Annotated in this window: 12 protein-coding genes; 1 reads left to right on the top strand and 11 read right to left on the bottom strand. The window is 70.3% G+C overall.

Annotation, left to right across the window (positions count from 1 at the left end):
• Nucleotides 1-200 precede the first annotated feature (200 nt).
• The 3 genes from NLX86_RS20865 to NLX86_RS20855 all read right to left on the bottom strand — a co-directional run bounded on the left by NLX86_RS20865 (nucleotide 201) and on the right by NLX86_RS20855 (nucleotide 2,784).
• On the bottom strand, nucleotides 201-1,328 hold the full coding sequence (locus NLX86_RS20865) for a PP2C family protein-serine/threonine phosphatase (RefSeq protein WP_254373256.1): 1,128 nt from the start codon (nucleotides 1,326-1,328) through the stop codon (nucleotides 201-203).
• Nucleotides 1,329-1,564: 236 nt separating this feature from the next.
• Nucleotides 1,565-1,927, bottom strand: a complete 363-nt coding sequence (locus NLX86_RS20860; protein ID WP_254373255.1) for a VOC family protein — start codon at nucleotides 1,925-1,927, stop codon at nucleotides 1,565-1,567.
• Nucleotides 1,927-2,784, bottom strand: a complete 858-nt coding sequence (locus tag NLX86_RS20855) for a trans-aconitate 2-methyltransferase (RefSeq protein WP_254373254.1) — start codon at nucleotides 2,782-2,784, stop codon at nucleotides 1,927-1,929. The genes NLX86_RS20860 and NLX86_RS20855 overlap by 1 nt, the downstream gene beginning before the upstream one ends.
• A gap of 131 nt (nucleotides 2,785-2,915) precedes the next feature.
• On the opposite strand from NLX86_RS20855, the gene tamR reads away from it, so the two are divergent.
• Nucleotides 2,916-3,413: a MarR family transcriptional regulator TamR gene (gene tamR / locus NLX86_RS20850; protein WP_254373253.1), complete on the top strand. Its 498-nt coding sequence runs from the start codon at nucleotides 2,916-2,918 to the stop codon at nucleotides 3,411-3,413.
• Here tamR and NLX86_RS20845 read toward each other — a convergent pair.
• The 8 genes from NLX86_RS20845 to NLX86_RS20810 all read right to left on the bottom strand — a co-directional run bounded on the left by NLX86_RS20845 (nucleotide 3,372) and on the right by NLX86_RS20810 (nucleotide 14,281).
• The gene (locus tag NLX86_RS20845; RefSeq protein ID WP_254373252.1) at nucleotides 3,372-4,130 is read right to left on the bottom strand and encodes a response regulator transcription factor; all 759 of its coding nucleotides are present in this window, start codon (nucleotides 4,128-4,130) and stop codon (nucleotides 3,372-3,374) included. The genes tamR and NLX86_RS20845 overlap by 42 nt on opposite strands.
• Before the next feature lie 279 nt (nucleotides 4,131-4,409).
• Nucleotides 4,410-5,588 (bottom strand): galactokinase, encoded by a 1,179-nt coding sequence (galK, locus tag NLX86_RS20840; RefSeq protein ID WP_254373251.1) that lies wholly within the window; start codon nucleotides 5,586-5,588, stop codon nucleotides 4,410-4,412.
• Nucleotides 5,585-6,553 (bottom strand): UDP-glucose 4-epimerase GalE, encoded by a 969-nt coding sequence (galE, locus tag NLX86_RS20835; RefSeq protein WP_254373250.1) that lies wholly within the window; start codon nucleotides 6,551-6,553, stop codon nucleotides 5,585-5,587. The genes galK and galE overlap by 4 nt, the downstream gene beginning before the upstream one ends.
• The gene (galT, locus tag NLX86_RS20830) at nucleotides 6,550-7,611 is read right to left on the bottom strand and encodes a galactose-1-phosphate uridylyltransferase (RefSeq protein ID WP_254373249.1); all 1,062 of its coding nucleotides are present in this window, start codon (nucleotides 7,609-7,611) and stop codon (nucleotides 6,550-6,552) included. The genes galE and galT overlap by 4 nt, the downstream gene beginning before the upstream one ends.
• 182 nt (nucleotides 7,612-7,793) lie before the next feature.
• Nucleotides 7,794-8,474: a LuxR C-terminal-related transcriptional regulator gene (locus tag NLX86_RS20825; protein ID WP_254373248.1), complete on the bottom strand. Its 681-nt coding sequence runs from the start codon at nucleotides 8,472-8,474 to the stop codon at nucleotides 7,794-7,796.
• 192 nt (nucleotides 8,475-8,666) lie between these two features.
• Nucleotides 8,667-10,415, bottom strand: a complete 1,749-nt coding sequence (locus NLX86_RS20820) for a PQQ-binding-like beta-propeller repeat protein (protein ID WP_254373247.1) — start codon at nucleotides 10,413-10,415, stop codon at nucleotides 8,667-8,669.
• 70 nt (nucleotides 10,416-10,485) lie between these two features.
• The gene (locus NLX86_RS20815; protein ID WP_308409619.1) at nucleotides 10,486-12,177 is read right to left on the bottom strand and encodes a PQQ-binding-like beta-propeller repeat protein; all 1,692 of its coding nucleotides are present in this window, start codon (nucleotides 12,175-12,177) and stop codon (nucleotides 10,486-10,488) included.
• Between the two features lie 316 nt (nucleotides 12,178-12,493).
• A complete protein-coding gene (locus NLX86_RS20810; RefSeq protein WP_302061570.1) occupies nucleotides 12,494-14,281 on the bottom strand; it encodes an ABC-F family ATP-binding cassette domain-containing protein in 1,788 nt (595 codons plus the stop codon).
• Nucleotides 14,282-14,340: the final 59 nt, after the last annotated feature.

Genomic DNA, 14,340 nt, shown 5'->3' with positions numbered 1-14,340 from the left:
TGCCCTCACGGAACCAGCGGTACGCGGTACGAGGGGCGATGCCCTGTGCACGTGCCCATTCCGTCAGGTTCATAAGCGAGATCATACGCTACTCATGACATGCAATAGACACTCATGGACACTCAATCAGCAGCAGCTTCCTACCCCTCGCGGTTATGTCATCGACCTGCGGTGTCCGGTATCAGGAAAGAACTGGCGTCTCAGTCGACTCCGAACTGCTTGACCTGGGACCGGGTGTTCTGGTACCGCACGGCGAGGGCCGCGATGTCGTCGTCGAGCCTTCCGCCGCTGTAGTGGAGCAGGTCCCGGTGAAGCCGGTCGAGCAGTTCGCGGGGCGGCGCCGGGCCTTGCCCCCGTATCCAGTCCGGCAGTGGGAAGAACTCGCCGGTGCGGTCCCGGGTCTCCGTTACGCCGTCGGTGTAGAGCAGCAGCTGGTCGCCCGGGGCGAAGGTGACGGTGTCGACGCAGTAGCGGTTTCCGATGAGCGTCGCGAGGTTGAGGGGCGGCGAGGGGGCGGTGGGCTCCAGGACGCGGATCCCCCCGTGGTGCATGAGCAGCGGCGGGGGGTGCCCGCAGTTGAGAAGTCTGACGTGGCCGCCGCCGTGCGGGATCTCGGCGAGAATAGCGGTAGCAAAGCGCTCCGGCAGGTCCTGGCCGGGGAAAGCGGCGCTGTAGCGGCAGATACTGGTCTCCAGGCGATGGATGATGCCCCTCAGGTCGGGCTCGTCGTACGCGGCCTCCCTGAAGCAGCTGATCACCGTCGAGGCCGCCCCCACCGCGGGCAGGCCCTTGCCGCGTACATCGCCGATGAGCAGCCGGACCCCGTACGGCGTGTCGGCCGCCTCATAGAAGTCGCCGCCGATCCGGGCCTGCTCCTGGGCCGCCAGATACAGCGACTCGATCTCGACGTCCGCGATGCGGCGCGGCAGGGGGCGTAGCAGCACCTTCTGGGCTGCGTCGGCGACGAGCCGGACGTGGAAGAGTGTCTCCTCCCGCTGGAGTCGGACATGGCTTGCATATGCGGCCGCCAAGGTGACCGCGACGATCGCAGCCGCCGTGTATGGCGTCCCCAGGTCGGTGTAGACGAAGCTGAGGCCGATCATGACCAGCAGGCAGAACGTCCCCAGCAGGATCGTGGGGAGTACGGGCCACATCGCGGCGGCGAGGGCGGGTGCTGCGGGCAGGAGGCGGCTGAAGGCGATCTCCCTCGGTGTGGAGAACGCCAGGCCGGCGATGAGGACGGTAAGGATCACCGGTGACAGCAGGGCAGCTTCCCACCGGCCGCCGTAGGGAGGACGACGGCGGCGCAGCCGCCCGGGCGTGATCACAAAATGCATCATATCGGGCTGAAGCAGGCAACATCAGGTGTACCCACGTCAGCAGAGGGCGCCGGTGCCGGTTACAGCCCAGCCGCTGAGGCGAGAGCGCGGCGACCACACCGCAATGCCGGCGTCTGCCTTAAGGCAGCGGCGTCGGTCTACGGGCACAGGTGACACCGGGACGCTACGCATGCGTGGCGCCCCAGTGCGCCGGACCGGCAGATGATCAACCGATCGGGTGGGGGTCAGGGCGCCGGCTCCAGGAATTCGAGGCGGTTTCCCACCGGGTCCTGTGAGTAGAAGCGGCGGTGGCCCGGCAGGTTGTCGTCCCAGACCACCTTCGCGCCGCGGGACGCCAGGCGTTCCGCGTACGCCTCGATGTCCTTGACCCGCAGTCCCGGGTGGGCCTTTCCGGCCGGGACGAAGGCGGATTCGATGCCAAGGTGCAGCTGGACCGGGCCGGCCGCGAACCAGCAGCCGCCGCGGGCCGCCAGGACCGGCGGCTTGGGCAGTTCGGTCATGCCGAGGATGTCCGCGTAGTACGCGCGCAGGTCATCCTCGGAGCCCGGCGGAGCGGCCGGCTGCACATGGTCGACGGCGACCAGCATCACGACACCTTCCGGGCGACGGCGAAGATCCGGCGGAACGGGAAGACCGTGCCCCGCGGGCCCGGCGGGTAGGCCTTGCGGAGCAGGTCGCGGTACTGGGCGAGGAACTCCTCCGTCGCCGCCTCGTCGCCCTCCAGGGCGGTGAGGACCGGCCGCAGGGCGGTGCCCTTGACCCAGTCGAGCACCGGGTCCTGGCCGCGCAGGAGTTGCAGGTAGGTCGTCTCCCAGGCGTCGGCCTCGCAGCCGAGGTCCGTGAGCCGCATCAGGTACTCGTCGGGGTCGAGGATGTGTACGAAGCGGCGGCCGTGGCCCTCGAGCCGGTCGCGCCACTGCGGGGCGTCGCACAGTTCGCCGAGGAGCGCGTGGCTCGGCGCGTTGAAGTTGCCGGGGATCTGGAAGGCGAACGTGCCGCCCGGCTTGAGGCCGTCGAGCCAGATGGGGAACGACTCGGGGTGGTTGGGCACCCACTGGAGGGCGGCGTTGGAGACGATCAGGTCGTACGGTTCCTCCGGCGTCCAGTGCGCCGCGTCCGCCGGACGGAAGTCGAGCCAGCCGCCGCCGGGTGTGGTGCCGGCGTACTGCTTCTGCGCCTGCGCGAGCATTTCGGGCGACAGGTCGAAGCCGGTGATGTGGGCGTCCGGCCAGCGGTCCGCGAGGAGTTTGGTGACGTTGCCGGGGCCGCAGCCGAGGTCGGCGATACGCGACGGCCGGCGGCCGGTGGACGGCAGTTCGGGTATGCGGGCGAGAAGATCCAGGAACGGCCGGGTGCGATGGCCGGAGTGACGCAGGTACTGCTGCGGGTCCCAGGTGGGCGCAGCTGACGCTGATGGCGCAGACGACACGGATTCGGAATGCATGTTCGAGCCCCCTTGCTGGCGCTGCTTGCAGAAGCGGAACCAGGTTCCGGCCCCTGCCTGCCCAATAGTCCAGCAAAATATATCTTGATGTCAAGAGACTTCATATCGACAGACCCCTTACACTGATCGTCATGGAGGACGAGGTCGACCGACTGGTCGCAGCATGGCGCCGCGAGCGCCCGGACCTCGACGTGGAGCCACTCGAGGTGCTCAGCCGCGTCAGCCGGCTCGCCCGCCATCTCGACCGGGCCCGCCGGCTCGCGTTCTCCGAGCACAGCCTGGAGCCCTGGGAGTTCGACGTGCTCACCTCGCTGCGGCGCGCCGGAGCCCCGTACCAGCTCTCCCCCGGCCAACTGCTCACCCAGACACTGGTCACCTCGGGGACCATGACCAACCGCATCGACCGGCTCGCCAAGAAGGGCCTGGTCGAGCGGCTGCCCGACCCCAGCGACCGGCGCGGCGTGCTGGTGCGGCTCACCCCCGAGGGCCGCGACCGGGCCGACCAGGCGCTGGCCGGGCTGCTCGCCCAGGAGCGCGCGATCCTCGCCGAGCTCTCCCGCGCGCAGCGCGGCGAGCTGGCCGGACTGCTACGCCAACTGACTGCTCCGTTCGACAACATCCCCGGCTAGGTCGACCGGCCGGACGCCCGCGCGGCGGGCCAGTGCGACCGCGGCCAGCGTCGAGTGCACGCCGAGCTTTCCCAGCACGTTCTGCATATGCGTACGGACGGTGTGCGGCGAGAGGAACAGCCGGGACGCCACATCCTTGCGGTTCAGGCCGGCCACCATGCAGCACAGCACCTCCCGCTCGCGCGGGGTCAGCGACTCGACGAGCCGCTCGCTCTCCGTGCGGTGCTTGCGCGCCGCGGTCAACTCCCGCAGTACGCCCGTGAGCAGGGCCGGCGGCAGATGCGTCTCCTCGCGCAGCACGCCCCGGATCACGGCGAGCAGCCGGGACAGCGAGCAGTCCTTGGCCACCCAGCCGGACGCTCCGGCCTGCAGGGCGAGCGCGGCCCGGCGCGGGTCGTCCCGCTCGGCGAGTACGACCGTACGGACCGCGGGCTGGGCCGAACGCACCCCGGCCACCAGCGAGATGCCGTCCACCACGCCGTCCTCGCTGCCCGCGTCGGGCACCGCATGCGTGCCCGCCGAGCTGCCGAGGTCGGCGTCGACCAGCAGGACATCGAATCTGCGCCCTTCGGCCACCGACCGGTCCATGCAGCGCAGCGCGGCGGGGCCGCTGCCGGCCGCGGACACGTCCACGTCGGGCTCGGCGGCCAGGGCGGCCGCCAGTGACTCGGCGAAGATGCGGTGATCGTCCACCACGAGAACACGGATACGAACCACAGACACCCCCATGCATCGGGGAACAGACCGGCACGGGTACGGCGCCCGGAGACGGGTGAACCGCAGTCGCACGGCCGCCGCCGTACTTCGACTGCCACCTCACCCCGGGCGTCGTACCCGACTGTCGCTACCCCTGAATCAACACCGGCCCCCACCGGTGCTGTGCATCAGCCTACGGGCGGCGGCGGGGAGCGGAAGGTGAATCGCAGAACTGGTTGGCCAGGATGTTTGTGGTGTGCCGGAAGTTTCACAAAGAGACAGAAGTCGACAAAGAACTTTTCACTTGAGCCCGTGTGTGAGACCGGGCGCGAACCCGTGTGTGAGTCTGCGTGCACCCGCCGACGGAACCGCCGGGAAGATCCGCGGAGCCGAGTACCCCGCGGCGGAGAATGCCTCGGTGACGGATTTGGCCACCATGTCCGCCTCCGCCGCCTCGACCAGGACGATCGCGGAGCCGCCGAAGCCGCCGCCCGTCATCCGGGCGCCCAGCGCGCCCGCCGCGTTCGCGGCGGCCACCACCAGGTCCAGCTCGGGACAGGAGACCCGGAGGTCGTCCCGGAGCGAGGAGTGGCCCTCAGTCAGCACCGGCCCGACGGCGCGGACGTCTCCCGCGTCGAGCAGCGCGACCACCTGTCCGACCCGGTGGTTGTCGGTGACCACGTGCCGCACATAGCGTCGTACCGTCTCGTCGCTCAAACAGGCGAGGGCATCGGGCAGTTGCACGTGGGCGACCTCGCGCAGCGCGCGCACGCCGAGCGCCCGCGCACCCGCCTCGCACCCGGCGCGCCGCTCCGCGTACGCGCCGTCGCCGAGCGCGTGCTTCACGCGGGTGTCGACGACCAGCAGCCGCAGTCCGCGGCCGGCCAGGTCGAACGGGATCTGTCGCCGGCTGAGGTCGCGGGTGTCGAGGTGCAGGACGTGACCGTCCGTGCAGGAGGCCGAGGCCGTCTGGTCCATGATCCCGCACGGGACGCCGACGAAGGCGTTCTCGGCGCGCTGTCCCGTGACCGCCAACTGCTCTCGGCTCAGGCCCAGTTCGTACAGGTCGTTCAGGGCGAGGGCGGTGACCACCTCCAGCGCGGCGGACGAGGACAGGCCCGCGCCCGTCGGCACGGTGGACGTCAGGTGGATGTCGGCGCCGGTGACGGCGTGGCCGGCCTCCCGCAGCGCCCAGACCACACCCACCGGGTACGCAGCCCAGCCCGCCCCCGAGAGCGGGGCCAGTTCGTCGACGCGCAGCTGGACCACGCCGCCGTCCATGTCCGCCGAGTGGAGGCGCAGGACTCCGTCCGTACGGCGCGAGACGGCGGCGACGGCGGTGTGCGGGAGGGCCAGCGGCATCACGAAACCGCCGTTGAAGTCGGTGTACTCACCGATCAGGTTCACCCGGCCGGGTGCCTCCCATATGCCCTCGGGGGCCGTCCCGTAGAGCGCTGCGAAGTCCTCGGCGATCCTCACGTCTCACTGTCCGTCCGTCGGGCGAACGCCCAGGCGTCTTCGATGATATCGGCCAGGTCGGCGCGCGAGGGCTGCCAGCCGAGCTTCTGCCGGGCCGTCTCGGCGGAGGCGACGAGCACGGCCGGGTCGCCGGCGCGGCGCGGGGCGGCGGTCTCCGGGATCGGGTGGCCGGTGACCTTGCGGACGGTCTCGATGACCTCGCGGACCGAGAAGCCGTTGCCGTTGCCGAGGTTGCAGATCAGGTGTTCGCCGGTGACCACGGCGTCCAGGGCGAGGAGGTGCGCCTCGGCGAGGTCCGCGACATGGATGTAGTCGCGGACGCAGGTGCCGTCGGGGGTGGGGTAGTCGTCGCCGTACACGGAGATGGCCTCGCGCCTGCCCTGGGCGACCTGGAGGACGAGCGGGATGAGGTGCGACTCGGGGGTGTGACGCTCCCCGTACGCCCCGTGCGCGCCGGCCACGTTGAAGTACCGCAGGGAGGCGGCGGCCAGTCCGTGCGCCGCACACTCGCCCGTGATCATGTGGTCGACGGCGAGCTTGGAGGCGCCGTACGGGCTGGTCGGCACGGTGGCGGCGGCTTCGGTGATCGGCGTGGAGACCGGTTCGCCGTAGGTCGCCGCGGTGGAGGAGAAGACGAGCGTGCGCACCCCGGCGCCGCGCATGGCGGCCAGCAGGGCCATGGTCCCGCCGACGTTGTTGACCCAGTACTTCTCAGGGTTGACGACGGACTCGCCGACCTGCGAGAAGGCCGCGAAGTGCAGCACCCCCGCGTACGAGGGATCCAGCCATTCGGCGGCGTCCTGGATGCGGCCCTCGATGAACGCGGCACCGGCCGGGACCGCTTCCCGGAATCCGGTGGAGAGATCGTCGAGGACGGTCACCTCGTGGCCGGCCTCCAGAAGATGCGCCGCCACCACACTGCCGATATATCCCGCACCGCCCGTGACCAGGTACTTTGCGCTCACTTGCTCGCTACCTCTCGCAGTCGCTCGGCCGCGGCCTCGGGCGGCACATCGTTGATGAACACGTTCATGCCGGATTCGGAGCCCGCGAGGAACTTCAGCTTGCCGGAAGTACGCCGGATGGTGAAAAGCTCAAGGTGAAGGGCGAAATCCTGCCGGTCGACGCCGAAGTCCTCCAGCGGGCCGAACGGCGCCTGATGCCAGGCGGCGATGTACGGCGTCGGAGGCTCCCCGGGCCCGAAGATCCGGTCGAACCGCCTCAGCAGCTCCAGATAGATCTGGGGGAACTCCGCGCGCGCCGCGTCGTCGAGGGCACGCAGGTCGGGGACCCGCCGCTGGGGGTAGAGGTGCACCTCGTACGGCCAGTGCGCGGCGTACGGGACGAAGGCGACCCAGTGCCGGCCCTCCAGCACCACCCGCTTCCCCTCGGCGCGCTCGCGCGCGACGACGTCGTCGAAGAGGTTCCGGCCGCCGGTCGCCTCCGTGTGCGCGGCGAGCGAGCGCAGCATCAGCGCGGTGCGGGGGGTGGTGAAGGGGTACGCGTAGATCTGTCCGTGCGGGTGGCCGAGGGTGACCCCGATCTCCGCGCCGCGGTTCTCGAAACAGAACACCTGCTTGACCTCCGGGAGTCCGGCCAGTTCCGCGGTGCGGTCGGTCCAGGCCTCCAGGACCAGCGCCGCCTGCTCCTCGGTGAGGTCGGCGAACGAGGCGTCGTGGTCGGAGGTGAAGCAGACGACCTCACAGCGGCCGGAGTCGCCGGCGAGGGAGGGGAAGCGGTTCTCGAAGACGGCGACGTCGTAGTCCGGGGCGGGGATCTCGCTGTGCCGGCCGTCGTGGGACGGGCAGAGCGGGCAGGCGTCGGCGGGCGGGTGGTGGATGCGGGTCTGCCGGTGCGAGGCGATGGCGACCGCGTCGCCGAGGAGCGGGTCGTGGCGGATCTCGGAGGTGGTCGAAACGGCTTCGAGAGGCCGCGGGTCGACTGCGTCGCGTACGGCGTCGTCGCGGGCGTCGAAGTAGATCAGCTCTCGGCCGTCCGCGAGCTGGACCGACGTCTTCTTCACCCGAGCACTCCTCACACACCGACCGACTCAACAAAACCACACGCAAAGAACCACAACCCAACAGCACGCGTCAATGGTGGTGCACACGCGGCCGGCCGGGGGCCCGGGCATACGGCTGAGCGGTACGGGAAGCCGTCTCCCGTACCGCTCAGGTCATGCAGAGGTCATGCGGTCGTGCGTGTTCAGTCGGCCACCGGGCCGGTGGCCACCCGGTCCAGCAGCCCGGTGCGCGCCGCGAGCGCCGCGGCCTCCAGCCGGGACCCGACGCCCAGCTTCATCAGCACCCGCTGGACGTGTGTCCGGGCCGTGCTCGGGGCGATCCCCATGCCGGCGGCGATCAGCCGGGTGTCCTCGCCGTCCGCGACCCTGACCAGCACCTCCACCTCGCGCGGCGTCAGGATCCGCAGCAGCCGGGTGCCCTCGTCGTCCGGCTGGACGGCCGGGTTGAGCAGCTCGGCGAAGGCGCCTTGCAACAGCTGTGGCGCGACCGCGGCCTCGCCGGTCCGGGCCTTCACCATGGCGCGCTCGACCCCCTCGATGCGCTCGTCGTGGCGTACGTACCCGCAGGCGCCGGCGGCGAAGGCCGCGGCGATCCCGCGCGGGCTGGGCACCGGCCCCAGCACCACCACGGCCACCTGGGGCCGGTCGCGTTTGATCCGTACGATCGGCTCGAAGGCGCCCGGTTCGGCCGGGGTCGCCGTACCGAACAGGCACACCTCCGGCGCCCGGCTCACCACCAGCTCGGCGGCGCCCGAGGTGGGCGCGGCCGCGGCGAGCACTCGGTGCCCGCGCAGTTTCAGTGCCGAGGCGAGCGCCTCGGCCAGCAGACGGTGGTCGTCGACCACCATGAGCCGCACTCCCATCGAACCCCCCATCCCCCAGGAGCAGGCCCCCCGGCCCTCCTGACCCGGCAAGCTACACGCTTGTTCGACTTTGCGCGCCCGTTACCGGGTGGAAGCCCCCAGAATGCCGAATTCTCCGTCATTCCAGGCTCTCCCGGTACGGGGCCTGCCGGGGTCAGGCCGGGTCTGCCCTGGTCCGCCGGGTCCGCCGGGTCAGCCGGTCCCGAAGGCGACCACGAGGTAGTCCTTCTGCGTGCTGTCCGTCGGCTTGCTGATCAGGATCTCGGAGAGGTACATCCGGCCGTTCGCGTAGCGGAGCTCCGCGTGGTTCAGCGAGAAGCTGGTCTCCGCGGAACGGACGGCCTTGTCCCCCGGGTTCTCCATCAACACGGTCTGCTTGAGCGCACGGCCGTCGATGCTGACGATCTGTCCGCCCTCGTCGTAGGGGGGCGACTTGTACGCGATGATGTTGCCGCCGTCCATCCGCAGCGGGGACATCGTGTAGCGGTCGCCCGCGTCCGCCCGGTCGGTGGTGGCCTTACCGGTGGTCAGGTCGAAGGAGACGATCTCGTTCGTCCTGCTGTACTCGCCGGCGCCCTCGTGCTCCTCGGTCGGCACATAGATCCGGCCGTTGCCGACCACGACCTTCTGGCAGGACTCGACCTCGGTGCTCGCGCACTGGGCGGCGTACCGGTCGGCGTCGACCGTGATCTTGCTGCGCAGCTTGCCGGTCTTCTCGTCGATCGAGAAGAAGTCCGAGATGCCGCTGCCGTCACCCGCGCTGTCGCCGACGTCGGCCGCCACCACCAGCGGCTTGCTGGAGACGATGCTCGCCCACTCGATGCCGGCCGACATCTTGTACGAGGACAGCGGCGCGCCGGTGGCCGGGTCCAGGGCCTGGACGACGAGGTACCGGTTCTCGTACGGGCCGCACTTGCGGACCGTGGCCAGGGCCTCGCCACCGGCGTACCCCATGTCGTAGCAGTCCTCGGGATCGATCTTCGGCACCCAGCGGGGCGCGCCGTCCGCGAGGTTCCATGCGGCCCCGCCGCTGGTGCCGCCCGCGGCGACGGTCGGGCCACCGATGGTGACCTCCTTGAAGTCGACCTTCTGGTCCCCGCCGTTGGCCCCCTTCGTGGACTTGCTCCACAGCAGCTCGCCCGCGTTGAGGTCGATCACGCCGACCTCGGTGCACCGCTGGTACTTCTCGGCGGCGGTCCGCTTGGCGGCCTCGAACGCGATCGCCGTCTTGTTGTCCTGGGTGACGTGCTTCGTCGCGGCGCAGACGTTGCCCGGCAGCGGGATGACCCACTTCTGGGTTCCCTTGACCGGGTCGTAGCCGACGACCTGGCTGACGCCGCTCTTCGCGTACACCGTGTCGGTGACCCAGGAGCCTTCCACCGTGGTCAGGTCGGTGACCTTGGGGTGCGGCACCTGGAAGGCGACCGTGGACTTGGGGTCGGCCGGGGCCTTCTCCTTGCCCTCGCCCCCGAAGGCGGGGCTATCTCTGCCCTTGCCGTCCTTGCCGCCCTCGGTCGAGCCCGAGGTGCCCTTGGACTCGTCCTTGCCGCTGCTGTTGTCGTCCTTGCCCGACGCGTACCAGACGCCGCCGACGATGATCAGCGCCACCGCGACGGCCGCCGCGATGATGATCATCATCTGGGCGTTGATCTTCTTGCCGCCACCGCCGGAGCCGCCGCCGGGCGGAGTCGGTGGCGGCGGCGCGGCCGGGTAGCCGTACCCCGGCTGCTGCTGGGGCGGCTGCTGCGGGTAGCCGTAACCGGGCTGCGGCGCCTGCGGATAGCCGTAACCGGGCCCGCGGGGCGGAGGAGCCTGCGGATAGCCGTACGCCGGTGGCTGCTGCGGCGCGCCGAACCCTCCCGGCGGGGGGTCCTGGGGCGCGCCGAACCCTCCCTGCGGCGGCTCGTTGGGCGGTGGGGGCGGCTGGGGCGGCTGAGTCATCGCGGTCGTACCTCTGAGGAAGGGAAGTGGGGGACGGGGTCGGAGTGCTCGTGGGACGTGTTCAGCGGACTCACTTGCCGAAGGCCATCATGAGCTTCTCCTCGGCGTCGTCCTTGCCCGAGAGCCGGGTGGTCGAGATGAAGAACCGGCCGTCCACGTAGTCGACCTGCTTCGAGAAGAAGGAGTCCTCGATGTCGGAGGCCGCCTCGGGGTGCTGAAGCAGCACCTTCGGGTTGCCGCCGCCCGCGGCGATGCTCGCGACCGAGCCGCCCTTGTCGTACGTCGGCTCCAGGTACGCCACGAGGCTTCCGCCCTCCGCCTTGAGCGGCATCATCGTGCGGCCCTCGCCGGCCGCTGAACGCCACTTGGCCTTGCCGGTGTTGAGGTCGAAGGCGACGATCTCGTTGGAACGGCCGCCGCTTCCGCCCGACTTCGGCTCGGTCGGCAGGTAGAGCGTGTTGGCGTCGGCCACCGCGCCGATGCAGCCCTGCAGGTCGCGGTCGAGGACGGAGAATCCGCAGTCGGGCTGGAAGCTGTCCTTGGTCTCGAGCTGCGAGCGGACCCTGCCGTCAGTCTTGAACGTGGTGACGTTCCACTGGTTCTTGTCCTTGTTCGTCATGTAGAGGACGAGCGGGGTGACGGAGTAGACCTTTCTGACCGTCCAGCCCTTGGGGACCTTGAACGTCCACTTGGCCTTGCCGGTCACCGGGTCGAACTCCTCGACCTGCTCGGTCTCGGACTTGGTGCACGTCTCGACGGCGATCAGCCTCGCGCCGCCCGCGAACGAGGCGGGGGTGCACGGGCCGGATGTCTTGCCGAACAGCTTCGTGCCGTCGCTGACCCGGAAGGCGCTGGACGGGCCCATCCGGCTGGCGGTGACGGTGTCCCCGCTGATCGCCAACTCCAGCTGGGTCATGATGTCGAAGGCGCCCTCCTTGGGGACCTCCTTCGTCCATCCCTCCTTGCCGGTCTTGAGGTCGATCATCTTGAGCTGGTTGCAGTCGGCGTCCTTGGAGGTGCCGTCCTTGAAGCCGACCACGACCTTGCCGTCCGTGGTGGTCTGCCGGGGCGCTCCGCAGATGTCGCCGGTGAACGGGACGGACCAGTTCTTCCGGCCGTCGGCGACGCCGTACGCGGTGACCGACTTGTACGAGACCTTGGCGACCACATCGCCCGCGAACCACATGCCGAGTGCGTCGGCGCCACTGCCGGGCACGTCGATGTCGTTCGTCTTCAGCCACAGGACCTTGTCCTCGCCCGGCTTGCGCCCTGCGTTGAGGCCCTCGTTGGTCTGCTCGCCGTCGCCACTGCCGTCGCCCTCGTCGACGCTGGGCGAGCTGCTCGGCTTCGCGTCCTGGCTCTTGCCGGCCTTCGGCTTGTCGTCCTCGTCGCCGCCGCCGGCCAACGCGTAGGCGCCGCCGCCGATCACGAGCAGGCCGGCCACCGCCGCGGCGATGATAATGAGCGCGGGCTTGCCCTTGAAGGGGTTCCTGCCGCCGCCGGCCGGCGCCGGGACGCCCGGGAACTGCTGGGGCGGGTAGCCGTACGGGCCCTGCTGGCCGTACGGACCGGGCGCCTGCCCGCCGCCGTACGGACCGGGCTGCTGCTGGCCGCCGTACGGACCGGGCCGGCCGTAGGGGCCGGGCTGCTGCTGCGCGTACGGGTTGTCCCCGGCGGGCGGTGCGCCCTGCGGGTAGCCGTAACCGGGCTGCGGTGCCTGCGGATAGCCGTAACCGGGCTGGGCCGGCGGGGCCGGCGGCATCTGCGGAGGCTGCGCCGGAGGCGTGGGGACCCCCTGTTGGGGATCCTGGGGCGCGCCGAAGCCCCCCTGCGGTGGCTGGTTGGGTGGCTGACTCATCAGCACTTACCTCTTCACGCGGGGTCCGCTGCCCGACCGGCCTCCCCCGCAATTCCGGCGGCGAAACACCGCCGGAAAGGAGCGAATCGGGCATGGATCCCGCAGATTTACGTCAGTCGAGCGGGAGTTCTTTCTATCACTCCGCCCCCATACCGGAAGGGCCGGTCCAGCCCCTGTTCCCAAGGGAGGACCGGCCCGTGATGGCCTTGTTACCGCGCCATCACTGCCTCTCCGCAAGCTCCAGCCAGCGCATCTCCAACTCGTCGCGCCCGACGATCAGTTCACGCAGTTCCGCGTCCAGCTTCGCCACCTTCTCGAAGTCGGTGGCGTTGTCGGCGATCTGGGCGTGCAGGATGGTCTCGCGGTCGGAAAGCTTGTTCAGCTGCCGCTCGATCTTCTGCAGTTCCTTCTTCGCCGCCCGTGCGTCCCCGGCCGGCTTCTCCTTCGCCGGAGCCGACGCGGCCGCGGCCGCGGCCGCCGGAGCGGGCGTCGCGGACTCGACGATCCGTCGGCGGCGCTCCAGGTACTCGTCGAGTCCGCGCGGCAGCATCCGCAGCGACGCGTCGCCGAGCAGCGCCATCACCTTGTCGGTGGTCCGCTCGATGAAGAACCGGTCGTGGCTGATGACGATCAACGAGCCCGGCCAGCCGTCGAGCAGGTCCTCCAGCTGGGTCAGCGTCTCGATGTCGAGGTCGTTCGTCGGCTCGTCGAGGAAGAGGACGTTCGGCTCGTCCATCAGCAGACGCAGGATCTGCAGCCGGCGCCGCTCGCCGCCCGAGAGGTCGCCGACGGGCGTCCACTGCTTCTCCTTGGAGAAGCCGAACTGCTCGCACAGCTGGCCTGCCGTCATCTCGCGGCCCTTGCCGAGGTCCACCCGGTCGCGCACCCGCTGGACCGCCTCCAGCACGCGCAGCGACGGGTCGAGTTCGCCGACCTCCTGCGAGAGGTAGGCGAGCTTCACGGTCCTGCCGACCGCGATCTTGCCGGCCACGGGCTGTTCGTCGCCCTGGGTACGGGCGGCCTCGGCCAGCGCCCGCAGGAGCGAGGTCTTGCCCGCGCCGTTCACGCCGACGAGGCCGACCCGGTCGCCCGGGCCGAGCTGCCAGGTGAGGTGCTTGAGCAGCACCTTCTGCCCGGCCTGGACCGTCACGTCCTCCATGTCGAAGACCGTCTTGCCCAGGCGCGAGTTCGCGAACTTCATCAGCTCGGCGGTGTCCCGGGGCGGCGGCACGTCCGCGATCAGCTCGTTGGCCGCCTCCACGCGGAAGCGCGGCTTGCTGGTCCGGGCCGGAGCGCCGCGCCGCAGCCAGGCCAGCTCCTTGCGGACCAGGTTCTTCCGCTTGACCTCTTCGGTGGCGGCGATGCGCTCACGCTCGGCGCGGGCGAACACATAGTCGCTGTAGCCGCCCTCGTACTCGTGCACATCCCCCCGCTGGACGTCCCACATCCGGGTGCACACCTGGTCGAGGAACCAGCGGTCGTGGGTGACGCAGACCAGCGCCGAGCGGCGCGCCTGGAGATGCTGGGCCAGCCAGGCGATGCCCTCGACGTCGAGGTGGTTCGTCGGCTCGTCGAGGACGACCAGGTCCTGCTCGGCGATCAGCAGCTGGGCGAGCGCGATCCGGCGGCGCTCACCGCCGGAGAGCGGGCCGATCACGGTGTCCAGCCCGTGCCCGAAGCCGGGCAGGTCCAGCCCGCCGAAGAGGCCGATGAGCACATCGCGGATCTTGGCGTTGCCGGCCCACTCGTGGTCGGCGAGGTCGCCGATGATCTCGTGCCGGATGGTCGCGGCGGGGTCGAGCGAATCGTGCTGGGTGAGCACCCCGAGGCGCAGTCCGCCGCTGTGGGTGACCCGGCCGCTGTCGGCCTCCTCCAGCTTCGCGAGCATCCGGATGAGGGTCGTCTTGCCGTCACCGTTGCGGCCCACGACACCGATCCTGTCCCCCTCGGACACGCCGAGGGAGATGCCGTCGAGCAGGGTACGGGTGCCGTACACCTTGCTGACCATTTCGAGTGACAAAAGGGCACGCGCCACCGGAACCGCTCCTAGCCTTGATCTGGCACGAC

Source organism: Streptomyces sp. A3M-1-3, from assembly GCF_024213665.1.
GTDB lineage: Bacteria > Actinomycetota > Actinomycetes > Streptomycetales > Streptomycetaceae > Streptomyces.
The sequence above is the reverse complement of the archived record's forward strand: the minus strand, read 5'-3'. Positions and strand labels throughout refer to the sequence as shown.

What these genes read in the sequence shown, in the direction of transcription:
- NLX86_RS20860 (WP_254373255.1), bottom strand. Translation starts at nt 1,927, where the DNA reads ATGCTGGTCGCCGTCGACCATGTGCAGCCGGCCGCTCCGCCGGGCTCC.
- NLX86_RS20855 (WP_254373254.1), bottom strand. Translation starts at nt 2,784, where the DNA reads ATGCATTCCGAATCCGTGTCGTCTGCGCCATCAGCGTCAGCTGCGCCC.
- tamR (WP_254373253.1), top strand. Translation starts at nt 2,916, where the DNA reads ATGGAGGACGAGGTCGACCGACTGGTCGCAGCATGGCGCCGCGAGCGC.
- NLX86_RS20825 (WP_254373248.1), bottom strand. Translation starts at nt 8,474, where the DNA reads ATGGGAGTGCGGCTCATGGTGGTCGACGACCACCGTCTGCTGGCCGAG.
- NLX86_RS20820 (WP_254373247.1), bottom strand. Translation starts at nt 10,415, where the DNA reads ATGACTCAGCCGCCCCAGCCGCCCCCACCGCCCAACGAGCCGCCGCAG.
- NLX86_RS20815 (WP_308409619.1), bottom strand. Translation starts at nt 12,177, where the DNA reads ATGCCGCCGGCCCCGCCGGCCCAGCCCGGTTACGGCTATCCGCAGGCA.
- NLX86_RS20810 (WP_302061570.1), bottom strand. Translation starts at nt 14,281, where the DNA reads ATGGTCAGCAAGGTGTACGGCACCCGTACCCTGCTCGACGGCATCTCC.